We start from the raw sequence: 12,223 nt of genomic DNA on the forward strand, positions 1-12,223 counted from the left end.
GGGGGCTATGAGAACCTTTAATCACAACAACAGCTTCTTCATGCTTTTCACTCCATAGGACTCGTATCATGATTTTGCCGTGTTTATTTTTTATCACTCGCTGGCCATTAGGATCAAATCCGTAACGAGTTTGCTTAAAGACCCTAGGGTAGGCGAGGTTACACAGCACAGCGTAGCGCTCATACTGGTATCGTTTTAATGGTTTCACGTTATTCTACTTACTGTTGTCCACACACCAATTTAGAAACAAAGTATGACGAATAAATGAAAGTTTGCTTAGATACTTACCGTTACTGATAATAAGTTTCCAGCGCTGATTGGTTGGTCAACAGGCCATCATTTATTTGGCGTAGATGAGAGCAAACTGAATAACGGGACAATTCATGTTGTTGTTTTATTATTTTAATGAGTTGCTTGAGTGCCTTTTGGCCTTTTTTATTCTTAACTTCTTTTTTTCTCATTGTATTAAAAAATGTAATTTGGTTGGATGTGTCGTTGAAATCACCGAGTTTATCCTGCAGATGCTTGATCTGTTTTATGTTTTCTCTATGTTGTGGTGATGAATAGAGTGTCGAAAAGCATTCGAGTAGATAACGCAGTGCTTTACATTTAATTCGCAATGAGTGAATAACATTATCTTGGCTTTGTTCTGATATATTACGACTTGCTTTTTTGACTTTTTTTAGTTGTGCTAATATTTGGGTATTCGCAAACCGAGTGGGTATTATAGGCTTAAATTTGGGCTCATACAGTGCTGTACGCTTAAGGCTGTTTTTTATTAGCGTCTTGGTTTGAGTATATTCATTAGATAACAACCATGCCGAGACAATGTTTTGTTGGGCAATCTGATGTTTTTCAATAATTGCGAAGAGTTCTTCAAGCGACGAATGCTCTGCAGGTAATAAGTTGAAATATTTTGCTTTATCAATAATGAATACATCTAAATCTCTCAAGCGATTTGTCTTCTTCATTAAGACTCTTAGCTTTGGTTTGATCAGAGATAGTTCTGACTTTGGTATGAGATCGTGAAGTAACAGACACAAAGATCGGGTGCGCCTTATTGTGACTCGATACTGATGGTTGTATTCGGGATCATTACCGATAATCAGCCCGGCTTCTAATGATGTTGCAAACTCAAGTTGAGCAATAAGAAACTGAGTAAAGACCTGATGTAAGTCAGAGTCACGGTATAGCGAAAGGTGAGACGTAGATTTATCAAGCACTGAGCACCTCGCAAACAGAGTAGAGAGGGAGCTTACATTGGTTTCAACGAGCAATTACTGTAGGGTGTTGAGCTTGCGAATGTCGTCCCTTAAACATCATTGTGGTTAGATTGATTATAAAGCATTACTTTATTTCTGCCACTTCGCTTGGCCTCATACAAGGCTTTGTCGGCTTCCTCTAACAAGGTCTCAAAGCTCTCTTGGGTGTGGAGTACTGATACGCCTACACTAATAGTTAGATTGATAATGATACCGTCAGAGTAAAATGGTGTTTCTGAAACCAAGATTCGTATACGGTTCGCGATATCTTGAGCTTTTTGTTCATCAGTATTAGGTAGAATGATCGCGAACTCCTCACCACCGATTCGACCTAAAATATCGGTTTTACGCAGCCCAGCAAGACACAGTTCCGTAAAGTGTACCAAGGCTTTATCACCAACCTTATGACCGTATTTATCATTAATTGCTTTAAAGTGATCAATATCTATGACTAATATGGAGAGAAGCTGGCTTTCTAATTGACTGAACGTGTTGTATTCCGAGTTGCCCATCATCATCACGTAGCGTCTATTTTTTACTTTAGTTAGAGAATCTGTAGTTGCCTCTTGAAATAACCGGCTTTCGTATTCATCACGGCTCAGTTGTTGTTTTTTCAAAATATAAGTAATGATGCTCGCGATGATTACTGAAAAAATAATGATGATCAGCGTAATTGTAGGAATAATCGCTTTACTTGGAACATCAGGTTGCCAAGACAGAAATCCTACCGTTTCTCCTGACGCTGTATGTAAGGCCATGAAGTATTCGAGCCCTTGAGATGTATCTGACAGTCTTAGATCGTATAACTGGTAGTCACTCGCTAATTGAATGAGGTACTCAGGGTCAAATTTTTTCCCTAGTGCTAAATAAGTACCTTCATGAGGAAGTTCTGACATTTCATCGACAAACGGACCACCAACAATATAATAAACATCGCCATTGATCTTAAATATACCATGAGCAAGTTTGGTGACTGTGGTCATCTGTTCTGACGCTTGTATTAATTCTAAAAGGGGGGCCTTAATGTCTTCATATTGTAAGTTTTGGGCGTCTGGGTGTGTCACTAAATAGCTTTTTGATCGCCATTGACTACAGCAACACTAAAATCAAAATCCCTCTTGCTTAGTAAGTAATCGCCTGAGTTACCTTTTATCCATTCCTTATCAGTCTTCTTAACGACATGTTCGTAGGCCTCATCCCAAAAGGTATATTCTTCAAGTAGATCCTTACTCGAACGAGTTTCCAAGTCTTTTGCTAAAAACACTCGATGCGAAAGTTGATCAGCGGCGAGGCTATCCAGTGAACTCAGAAAGTACGCCAGGCAGCAGAAAACGGTAACAACCATAACGAAAAGCAGCCACATTATCATTTGTATCAATGATTTATTTGGTAAGTATGTCCTTGTTGCTGGTTTTGTCATGAGTGTCGAGTTGCGTAAGAAGGGCAAAAGTTAGATATAGGGTGAACATTAGCACAATATGATGTTCATAACCTAATAAATATACAGTTATGGTTGATTTTTTAAACGCCATAAATCAATTGGTTGCATAATTGATGTTTGAAGGGATAAGTTGTTTAAATCATGTGTAATCAAGGCAAGTTTGTCGGAATAAAGGTTAGATCTACGATGATAAAAACTTGTGTTGGAAGTCCAATAAACTGACAAACGATAATTTTGATGGAGCGCCTGGAAATGCATCAGTTGGGTAACCACACACTTCATTTTTACCCGGTTGACGCCAGCTTACACAGTTTGGCAGGTTGAGTTGTCCATCGCCATCAGTATCTTGACAAAGTGTGGTAATTTCTGCTGAGTGAACAACGACTTGTGCTTGTTCTACGTCCCAACAAGAGTCACCATCTGTGTTACTTGCGTTTACAGAATATTCATCACTTAAAGTATAAATATTACAACTGCCATTAAGAGCGTCTGGGCCTCCATTGTTCTGGAAATATAGCCCGATGTCATAACGATCACTAGCAGTAGATACTACGTTAAAGTCTGCTTCAAAAGTAACCTCCTTACCGGCTACACAGACATCTGTACCAGGGCCAACAGGTTGACCATCGATTTCAGTAACCACAATATTATTCGCTTCTGCAATATTAATATCGTTTGCTGTACAGTTTAAATTTTTACCGTATAGATCCTCCATACAAGAGTCTTGTATGCCAGGATCTTGAGCCAATGCTGCTGGCCCATAAAGAGTTGCGGCGCTTATGAGCAGGGCGCTGAGCAATCTTTTATGTCGGCTATGTATTAAATGTTCCATCATCTACCTTCTTTTTATTTTCGAAAGTTGATAAAGGGGGTTGTGGATACCCAATGATGCCAACACTGGATCCGGCACCATTGGACACCCAAGTTTTTGTGCCCCTGTCCTTAGACACTGTTCCCGAGTGGTACATGTTACATCTGGAAACATCTGTCGTTTGCAAGTTACAAAGCAAGAATCAAACCAGATGATAAGTTGTTGAAATATAATGACATGTATATTTTTTTGAAGTGTATTCTTACGAATGGGTGAACACCTTGTTAACCAGGTGTTGTGGTTGTTATTGATAAAAGAACAACAATACCATGCAAGATCATGAGGTTGGGGTAGAGCTAAAGCATTACAAAAAGTAGGTGTACTGAAGTGGACAGGTGTACAGTTGGTTTACAGGTTTATAAACGTGTTTAATTTATGTAGGTCGGACTAGTTAGGCCTGCATTGTTGAGTGTGTGAAAGTCTTGCGTTTAGCCCCAAAGGATATACAAAAACTGATAATTAAGTTCAGGGCAAAGGGTGTTTTATCATCTAATATAGGAAATTAGAATATGGGGGGAATCAGCCAACTCTCTATAAGTACTCGTTATGGCGGTTGCTTATATCCGATGACCAGTCTTTGGTCTGTTATAAGCGTTTAGGCTCCTGATAAATCAGGTGAGCTCGATAAATGCAGCACCATTCTTGCCATTCTTCTTTATCTCATACATAGCGGCATCGGCTTTTTGATAAATGTCTGCAAAGTTGTTTGCACCACTGTTGAAAATACATACGCCAATACTTAATCCAATGTTGAAGTTCTGCTTATGTTCCGTCTTTAGCGAAGTTTGAATACTTGGAGGGATGCTGGTTAACAGTTTGTCACAGAGCTCAGATAATTCTTCAGGTGATTTTTCTTTACATAAGACGACAAACTCATCACCCCCAATTCGAGCAACTTGCGCATCGTGAGGCGTGAGCTTAATCAAGTCGTTTGAAATACGAATCAGTAAACGATCACCAGCATGGTGCCCTAATTCATCGTTAACGGTTTTGAAATTATCCACGTCAAAAAATATTAGAGCTAACTTTTGTGACTGGGGGTTGTTACTCATGCAATTGAATCGATGTTCAATTGCATTTCTATTGAGCAAACCAGTAAGAGCATCACTGTTGGCCAGTTTAGCCAGTTGCTGTTCATAGCGTTTTTCTTGAGTGATGTCGATGTGGGTTCCCATCATGCGTAATGGGGTGCCGTCAGGTGCATACTCTACAATTCGACCCCGATCAGATACCCAACTATCCGTTCCGTCTTTGTGAAGCATACGATGGACGACTTGATAAAGATCGGTTTTGCCTGCCAGGTGGTCTTCAAATGCGCTAACAGCAAGGTCGTAATCATCTGGATGAAGGTTATTTTTCCATGTCTCGATGGTTGCAGTGAGTTCGTGAGACTGATAGCCCAGCATTTTTCCCCACTGCATGTTGAATATCGTCAATGTACCAGATGGGATATGTTGTTCCCACAGGCAAAGGCCATTGTTATCAAGTGCTGCGTTCAGTTTTTCTTGCAGGCGAGCATTTTGACGTGTGAGTTCTTCATTGTCTTTTTCTAGCTGCTTTAGTCGCTTTAAAAGCTCTTCCATTTTCTAAACACTCGATACCTTAGTCAGGTAACTATACGAAACATCTCACTAAACTTCTATCCAGTTTCATGTGCTCAGGATAAAAAGTGAATGAATAGTGCTTAGCGTTTAAATAAGAGTTGAGGGCTTTTTATGGGGCTGCTTAGGTGGGGCCGAATTAGATAAAACAACGCTCCTGGTGCAAAGTACTATGGTGTGCTTTGCACCGGGACTATTGAGGCTAGTTTAGTGCGGTATTACTTTCAGCTTGGTAAGTAACATTGATAATTTCAATCGTTTTAACGCGCTTATTTGGCAACGGCCATTCAAGCTTTTGCCCAACAGACAGACCAATCAGCGCGCTGCCAACTGGAGCAAAAATCGAGATATCATCACTGTTTTTTAAGTCTTGAGGATAAACCAATCGTCTGGTTAAAACTTTGTCTTCGCCTAAGAACTGAAACTCTACGATTGAGTTCATTCTTACCACGTTCTCTGGCACGTCTTCCGGTTCTAACACCGTCGCTCGATCAAGCTCTTCTTCAAGCTTCATCAGTTCTTCTGAAACACTCGGCAGCTTCTCAAGCATTGCTGTGATTCGATTTATATCGATATTGGAAATATAGATAGGGTCGTTGTTTTGCATTTATTGACTCCAAAAAAAAGACCGCCACATAAAAATGGGCGGTATTTTATTGATTGCTCTTTGATTTTTTATATGGGTTTAGTTCCATATTTAAGGACTGATACTAGCCTTTATTGGCGTGACCTTCCAGTAAAATGTTTCTATCGTCGCAGTAATTTATTTCATTTAAAGTCGTCTTTCCTTCACCACCAATGTTGAGACGGGGGTAGACATGAATGAATGTTAAAACTAGCCAAGCAGAGTTGGTATTTAATTACATAATTACGCCGCATTCTTTGGCTTCTACCCCTTTAGGGTAGTTTGAAACTGTAATTGATTTACATCATGTATTAATTTTCTTTCACAAATAACAATGAGCTCAGTGATAAGAACCTAACCCTTAGGAATTATAATGAGCAAGTTGAAGCTAGTAGTCATCGGTAACGGGATGGTCGGTCACCGCTACATTGAAGACTTAGTTGATAAAACGGATGTCTCTGAACTGGATATCACCGTTTTCTGCGAAGAACCTCGTGTTGCGTACGATCGTGTGCATCTTTCCTCTTACTTTTCTCACCATACTGCCGACGAACTGTCGTTGGTTAAACAAGGTTTTTACGAGAAAAACGGCATCAACATGTTGATTGGCGAGCGCGCGATCAACATCAATCGTGAAAATCGTATTGTTTATTCAAGTACCGGTCGTGAAGTTCATTATGACAAACTGATTCTGGCTACCGGCTCATACCCATTTGTTCCACCTATTAAAGGGCATGAAAGCAAAGATTGCTTTGTTTATCGGACAATCGAAGATCTTAAATCTATCGAAGCATGCGCAAAGAACAGCAAATCAGGTGTGGTTGTTGGCGGAGGTTTACTTGGTCTTGAAGCCGCTGGTGCGCTCAAAGCATTAGGGGTAGAAACGCATGTTGTTGAGTTCGCGCCAAAACTGATGGCAGAGCAACTGGATCTCGCTGGTGGTAACCAACTTCGTCAAAAAATCGAGCGCATGGGTGTTAACGTTCATACCAGTAAAAATACCCTTGAGATTGCGCCAGAAGGCAAACATGCACGTAATGTCATGCGCTTTGCCGATGATACTGAGCTAGAAACGGACTTCATTGTGTTCTCTGCAGGTATACGTCCTCAAGATAAACTAGCTCGTCAAATGGATCTCGAAATTGGTGTTCGAGGTGGCGTAGCAATCAATGACCATTGTCAGACGTCTGATAAAGATATTTATGCCATCGGGGAGTGCGCTTCTTGGAACAACATGTTCTATGGTCTAGTCGCTCCTGGTTACAAGATGGCGACGGTTGCCGTTGATCACCTACTGGGTAACACAGAAAGTAAATTCCAGGGCGCTGATATGTCGGCGAAACTGAAACTGCTTGGCGTAAAAGTAGGTTCCATCGGCGACGCAAACGGCCGCACCGAGGGATGTAAGAGCTATGTCTATCAAAATGAAGAGCAAGAAGTTTACAAACGTCTGATCGTATCAAAAGACAATAAGAAACTGCTTGGTGCGGTGATGGTCGGTGATACCTCTGATTACGGTGATCTGCTTCAACTCATGTTGAATGAAATCGATCTTCCAGACAACCCTGATGCTTTGATCCTTCCTGCTCATGCAGGCGCGGAAAAGCCAGCGTTAGGCGCGGATGCTCTGCCAGAAAGTGCCGTTATCTGTTCTTGCTTTGATGTGACAAAAGGTAAGATCGCACAAGCCGTCGCTGATGGTCATCATACACTGGGTGACATCAAAGCTGTCACAGGAGCGGGCACAGGCTGTGGTGGCTGTATTCCTCTTGTCACTTCAGTTTTGAACGCAGAGCTTGCCAAGTCCGGTATCGAAGTGAAAAACGATGTTTGTGAGCATTTCGCTTACTCGCGTCAAGAGCTCTTCCACCTAATTCGTATTGAAGAGATAAAAAGCTTCGATGAGCTGCTACAAAAGTATGGCAAAGGCTATGGCTGCGAAGTGTGTAAACCGCTGGTTGGTTCCATATTGGCATCATGCTGGGGTGAGCACATCCTTAAGCCGCAATTGGTGAAGTTGCATGACACCAATGACAACTTCCTAGGCAATATTCAGAAAGATGGGACTTACTCGGTAATTCCACGAATGGCGGGTGGGGAAGTTACGCCTCAAGCGCTTGGTGCGTTAGCTGCGGTTGCGGAAGAATATAACCTATATACCAAAGTGACTGGCGCTCAGCGTATCGGCCTGTTTGGTGCACAAAAAGACGACCTTCCGGTCATCTGGGGCAAACTGATTGATGCTGGTTTTGAAACAGGCCAAGCGTACGCTAAAGCACTGCGCATGGCGAAGACTTGTGTTGGTTCGACTTGGTGTCGCTACGGTGTTCAAGATTCGGTTGGTCTTGGTTCATTTATCGAGAACCGCTACAAAGGCATCCGTACCCCGCATAAGATGAAGTTTGGTGTATCGGGCTGCACGCGTGAATGTGCAGAAGCACAAGGTAAAGATCTTGGTATCATTGCCACTGATGCGGGCTGGAACATGTACGTATGCGGCAACGGCGGTATGAAACCTCGTCACGCCGATTTGTTAGCGAGCGACTTAGACAAAGAAACTCTGATCAAATATATCGACCGATTCATGATGTTCTACATCCGTACGGCGGCACCACTGCAACGCACTTCAGTATGGATGGAAAATCTGGAAGGTGGTGTGGACTACCTACGTGAAGTCATCGTCAATGACAAGCTCGGCATTAACGCTCAACTAGAAACTGATGTTGCGAAACTTGTTGATGAGTACGAGTGTGAGTGGACGGCAACCATCAATGATGAATCACAGCTAACGCGTTTTGCGCATTTCATTAACTCAGACAAACGTGATGAAAATGTGCAGTTTGTACCTGAACGTGAACAACATCGCCCGGCGACCTTTACGGAGAAACATCCGGAAGCAAAAGGCGACATCCTACACGTAGCACTCACAGAAGCATAAGGGAAGGTCGACTATGTCATTTGAAAAAATCTGCCAAATTAACGATATCATCCCTGGTACAGGCGTTTGCGCTCTTGTTGGTGGCCAGCAGATCGCGGTATTTCGTCCAACCGAAGACGAAGAGGTTCTGGCGATCAGCAATACCGACCCGTTTTTTCAATCAAACGTATTATCTCGTGGTTTGATTTGTGAGCACCAAGGTGAGCTTTGGGTCGCCAGTCCGCTTAAAAAACAGCGTTTTAACTTAAAGACTGGGGTCTGTATGGAAAATGAGCAATTTAACGTCAAAGCTTACGCTGCGCGTGTGATAAACGGCGAGGTTGAGATCTCAGCTTAAGTCTTGTTCCCTCCTCTAATAGGGGGAGGGAATGTCTTTAGATTTAATAGGTAAACGCTTTCTGACCATTATGACCGCGGTCCGTATTTTTCCTCGGTCAGTATTTTTCCAAGGCCAGTTTCTTTCCAAGGCCTTTAGTAGGAAATGACTCAAACGCCCACGGGTAGTGCTTTAGGGAGCTTTTCTCTATTCAATCTTTAACTTTTAACTTTCATTTTTGAATAAGGACTTATTCATGTCTACAGATTATAAACCGGCTGAGTTCGTGCAAACCATGATTAATGTTGGTGAAGCAAAGGTAAATACTAGCACTCGAGACCTGCTTATTCGCAGTACGATGGCGGGGGTTATTCTTTCTTTAGCGGTTGTCGTGGCGATTACAGCGATTGTTCAAACCGGCATTGGCGTTGTGGGCGCACTGGTTTTCCCAGTGGGCTTTGTGATTCTGAGTGTAATGGGTTATGACCTCGTAACGGGGGTATTTGGTGTTGCACCTTTGGCCAAGTTGGCTAATCGTCCTGGTATTACTTGGGGACGAGTGATGCGCTGTTGGGGAATCGTTGGATTAGGGAACCTCATTGGTTCTTTGCTGGTTGCTTACTTGGTTGCAATATCATTGACGGGTAACTTTTCGTTAGATCTCAATGCCGTCGCGAAGAAGTTTGTGGCAGTTTCTACGGCGCGTAGCCTTGGTTTTGAAAACATGGGTATGGACGGATGGATTACGTGTTTTGTACGTGGTATTTTCTGTAACCTCATGGTGTGTCTAGGTGTTATCGGAAACATGACGGCGCGTTCAGTCTCTGGTCGTGTAGCGATGATGTGGTTTCCGATCTTCATCTTCTTTGCACTCGTATTCGAGCACACGGTAGTAAACATGTTCCTCTTCCCATTAGGCATGATGTTAGGCGCGGATTTTGGCGTTGCAACATGGTTGAACTTTAACCTTATCCCAACGATTCTTGGTAATATTGTTGGCGGTTTAGTCATGGCGACCTTGCCGCTTTACATTACTCATGCGAAAACAGCACCGTCTTTGAATGCAGAATCAGGCATAGAAGCTAAACCTGCAATCGCTAAATAAACGGTACGATGTGGTCTCACGTTGTAATACTGGGACCACATAATTTATTTAGCTAACAGCTAACAGCTAGCGGTTTGGCGATAAAAAGTAGCTACTTGTTTGTGTACAGTTTTTCACGCTATGAGACCTTGTGAGTGTGACTTATTATCTCTAAATTTCCTAATAGGCATTGCTATGATGACCAATACCACTTCTTTAAACACCGGTTTCGTATCTTTGGTTGGAGCGGGGCCAGGTGACCCTGACTTACTGACTGTTAAGGGCTTTAAAGCCATTCAAGCCGCAGAAGTGGTGGTATATGACCGATTAGTTTCGAGAGCCATTTTGGCTTTGGCGGCTGAAACTGCTGAGATGATTTATGTAGGCAAAAAGCTCGACTTCCACTGTGTTCCTCAAGAGCAAATTAATCAAATTTTGGTTCAAAAGGCGCAAGAAGGTAAGCGTGTTGTGCGCTTGAAAGGCGGAGACCCGTTCATGTTTGGGCGTGGTGGTGAAGAGTTGGAGACGTTGGCAGAGTCTGGGGTTAACTACGAAGTGGTGCCTGGCATTACTGCCGCAGCAGGAGCTACGGCTTATGCCGGTATTCCCCTAACGCATCGAGATCACGCGCAAAGTGTCCAATTTATTACTGGTCATGTGCAAAAAGATGGGCGCGATATTGAGTGGCAATCATTGGCACAATCGAATAACACCTTAGTGTTCTATATGGGGTTAAAACAGAGCGGTCATATAATGGACAAGCTGATAAGTCATGGGCTTGACCGAGACATGCCATGCGCCATCATTGAAAACGGTACGCGCCCCGAGCAACGTGTTTTGCAGGGTAAGCTCGTCGAGCTAGCAGATATGGCACAGAAAGCCTTCAGCCCCGCTATTATTGTCGTGGGCAGTGTCACACAGTTACATCAAAAGCTCGACTGGTTTGTTGGCTAGGTTGCGTTCTGTTAACTCGGCTGTTATGACTTAAATGTTGTTAATTAAATCGTGCAAGGACTGCGCTGTCTCTGCATTTCTTGTTTGCGCATTGGCATGCCGTCAACCAACTCATTGATGAATTGCCAATCCGTCTCTGTTCCCCAACGGTATTTTTCTTGACCATCTTTGCCAAGTAGAATTGCGGTGTGCTCACCTTTAATGACTCGGTACTGTTCTGCTAACTGCTGAGGGTCTATTTCCTCTTTTAACCAGTCCGGGTAGGTGAAACCGTCCTCGGTCATGACAAGAATCACCATATCTCGATCTTCCAGTTCACACTCATTCATTAGTGTTTCTAGTAAGAATTGTTTTACGTGGGCGTCGTTCTCAGGTGCAAAATAAAGAACGCTTCTATGGGGCCAGTATTGTGCGTAAGTGGGGTAACTCATTGCGATAGGCGATAAAAGCCAGCAAAGCAATGCTATGAAGAGTAGTTTAGTCATAATTAGCCCCCTGAAAACGACAATAACTGTTTATACGCTAAGTTTAGTGGAATTGGTTCAATACGCTTCGCGGTAAAGATTATGCTTTGGGGTAAAGATTGTGCTTTGGAGCAAACTGGCTTAGGGTAAGCATCAAACGAACAAAATGTAGAAATCGATGACTTCAGAAAGCAATCAAAAAATCGCAATCCTAGTTGATGTGCAGAATGTGTATTACACCTGTCGAGAAGCGTACCGTAGCAACTTTGATTACAACCAATTCTGGTACGTTGCCACGCAAGGCAAAGAGGTTGTTAGCGCAAGAGCTTACGCCATCGCAAGTAATGATCCGAAACAGCGTCAGTTTCATCACATTTTGCGTGGTGTTGGTTTTGAGGTGATGCTCAAGCCTTATATTCAACGTCGTGACGGCAGCGCAAAAGGGGACTGGGATGTGGGTATTACCTTGGATGCCATAGAAATAGCACCAGACGTGGACGAGGTAGTGTTGGTCTCGGGCGATGGAGATTTCAGCGTGTTAGTTGAGCGAATTCAGCAGCGTTATAACAAGAAAGTCATTGTTTATGGCGTACCGCGTTTAACCTCCCAAACCTTGATCGATTGTGCCGATATTTTTGTCGCCATTGATGACCATTTCTTACTTTAG

At 42.8% G+C, this 12,223-nt stretch carries 12 protein-coding genes and 1 pseudogene; 5 read left to right on the top strand and 8 right to left on the bottom strand.

Annotation, left to right across the window (positions count from 1 at the left end):
• From SU60_RS04095 to rnk, 7 genes and pseudogenes are all read right to left on the bottom strand, one after another.
• A pseudogene (locus SU60_RS04095) lies at positions 1-208 on the bottom strand (lipase family protein); the annotation flags it as partial.
• 82 nt (positions 209-290) lie between these two features.
• Positions 291-1,223, bottom strand: coding sequence for a CHAD domain-containing protein (locus SU60_RS04100; protein WP_041154447.1), 933 nt, complete (start codon positions 1,221-1,223; stop codon positions 291-293).
• Between the two features lie 89 nt (positions 1,224-1,312).
• Positions 1,313-2,326 carry a GGDEF domain-containing protein gene (locus tag SU60_RS20985; RefSeq protein WP_245228350.1) on the bottom strand — a complete coding sequence of 338 codons (1,014 nt, stop codon included), beginning with the start codon at positions 2,324-2,326 and terminating at the stop codon, positions 1,313-1,315.
• Positions 2,326-2,682 (bottom strand): CHASE4 domain-containing protein, encoded by a 357-nt coding sequence (locus tag SU60_RS22235; RefSeq protein ID WP_245228351.1) that lies wholly within the window; start codon positions 2,680-2,682, stop codon positions 2,326-2,328. Before SU60_RS22235 ends, SU60_RS20985 begins: the two co-directional genes overlap by 1 nt.
• A 202-nt stretch (positions 2,683-2,884) precedes the next feature.
• Positions 2,885-3,538, bottom strand: a complete 654-nt coding sequence (locus SU60_RS04115; RefSeq protein WP_041154449.1) for a hypothetical protein — start codon at positions 3,536-3,538, stop codon at positions 2,885-2,887.
• A gap of 647 nt (positions 3,539-4,185) precedes the next feature.
• A complete protein-coding gene (locus tag SU60_RS04120; protein WP_041154450.1) occupies positions 4,186-5,157 on the bottom strand; it encodes a GGDEF domain-containing protein in 972 nt (323 codons plus the stop codon).
• A 220-nt stretch (positions 5,158-5,377) separates the two neighbouring features.
• On the bottom strand, positions 5,378-5,782 hold the full coding sequence (gene rnk, locus SU60_RS04125) for a nucleoside diphosphate kinase regulator (RefSeq protein ID WP_041154451.1): 405 nt from the start codon (positions 5,780-5,782) through the stop codon (positions 5,378-5,380).
• Positions 5,783-6,173: 391 nt separating this feature from the next.
• On the opposite strand from rnk, the gene nirB reads away from it, so the two are divergent.
• The 4 genes from nirB (at position 6,174) to cobA (ending at position 11,092) form a co-directional block, all read left to right on the top strand.
• Positions 6,174-8,738, top strand: coding sequence for a nitrite reductase large subunit NirB (nirB, locus tag SU60_RS04130; RefSeq protein ID WP_041154452.1), 2,565 nt, complete (start codon positions 6,174-6,176; stop codon positions 8,736-8,738).
• Positions 8,739-8,751: 13 nt separating this feature from the next.
• Complete coding sequence (gene nirD / locus SU60_RS04135) at positions 8,752-9,075, top strand: nitrite reductase small subunit NirD (RefSeq protein WP_041154453.1); 324 nt, start codon at positions 8,752-8,754, stop codon at positions 9,073-9,075.
• Between the two features lie 235 nt (positions 9,076-9,310).
• Complete coding sequence (locus SU60_RS04140) at positions 9,311-10,159, top strand: formate/nitrite transporter family protein (RefSeq protein ID WP_041154454.1); 849 nt, start codon at positions 9,311-9,313, stop codon at positions 10,157-10,159.
• A 174-nt stretch (positions 10,160-10,333) separates the two neighbouring features.
• Positions 10,334-11,092, top strand: a complete 759-nt coding sequence (gene cobA / locus SU60_RS04145; RefSeq protein ID WP_041154455.1) for a uroporphyrinogen-III C-methyltransferase — start codon at positions 10,334-10,336, stop codon at positions 11,090-11,092.
• Positions 11,093-11,136: 44 nt separating this feature from the next.
• Here cobA and SU60_RS04150 read toward each other — a convergent pair whose 3' ends face one another.
• On the bottom strand, positions 11,137-11,577 hold the full coding sequence (locus SU60_RS04150; protein WP_041154456.1) for a DUF4174 domain-containing protein: 441 nt from the start codon (positions 11,575-11,577) through the stop codon (positions 11,137-11,139).
• Between the two features lie 157 nt (positions 11,578-11,734).
• On the opposite strand from SU60_RS04150, the gene SU60_RS04155 reads away from it, so the two are divergent.
• Entirely contained in the window at positions 11,735-12,223 is a 489-nt protein-coding gene (locus SU60_RS04155; protein ID WP_041154457.1) for a LabA-like NYN domain-containing protein, read from the top strand.

Origin of the sequence: Vibrio mytili (assembly GCF_000830505.1) — a bacterium.
In the GTDB taxonomy this organism is placed as follows: Bacteria; Pseudomonadota; Gammaproteobacteria; order Enterobacterales; family Vibrionaceae; genus Vibrio; species Vibrio mytili.

Coding starts and splice junctions, on each gene's coding strand:
- SU60_RS22235 (WP_245228351.1), bottom strand. CDS start 2,682: ATGACAAAACCAGCAACAAGGACATACTTACCAAATAAATCATTGATA.
- SU60_RS04115 (WP_041154449.1), bottom strand. CDS start 3,538: ATGATGGAACATTTAATACATAGCCGACATAAAAGATTGCTCAGCGCC.
- SU60_RS04120 (WP_041154450.1), bottom strand. CDS start 5,157: ATGGAAGAGCTTTTAAAGCGACTAAAGCAGCTAGAAAAAGACAATGAA.
- rnk (WP_041154451.1), bottom strand. CDS start 5,782: ATGCAAAACAACGACCCTATCTATATTTCCAATATCGATATAAATCGA.
- nirB (WP_041154452.1), top strand. CDS start 6,174: ATGAGCAAGTTGAAGCTAGTAGTCATCGGTAACGGGATGGTCGGTCAC.
- nirD (WP_041154453.1), top strand. CDS start 8,752: ATGTCATTTGAAAAAATCTGCCAAATTAACGATATCATCCCTGGTACA.
- SU60_RS04140 (WP_041154454.1), top strand. CDS start 9,311: ATGTCTACAGATTATAAACCGGCTGAGTTCGTGCAAACCATGATTAAT.
- cobA (WP_041154455.1), top strand. CDS start 10,334: ATGATGACCAATACCACTTCTTTAAACACCGGTTTCGTATCTTTGGTT.
- SU60_RS04150 (WP_041154456.1), bottom strand. CDS start 11,577: ATGACTAAACTACTCTTCATAGCATTGCTTTGCTGGCTTTTATCGCCT.
- SU60_RS04155 (WP_041154457.1), top strand. CDS start 11,735: ATGACTTCAGAAAGCAATCAAAAAATCGCAATCCTAGTTGATGTGCAG.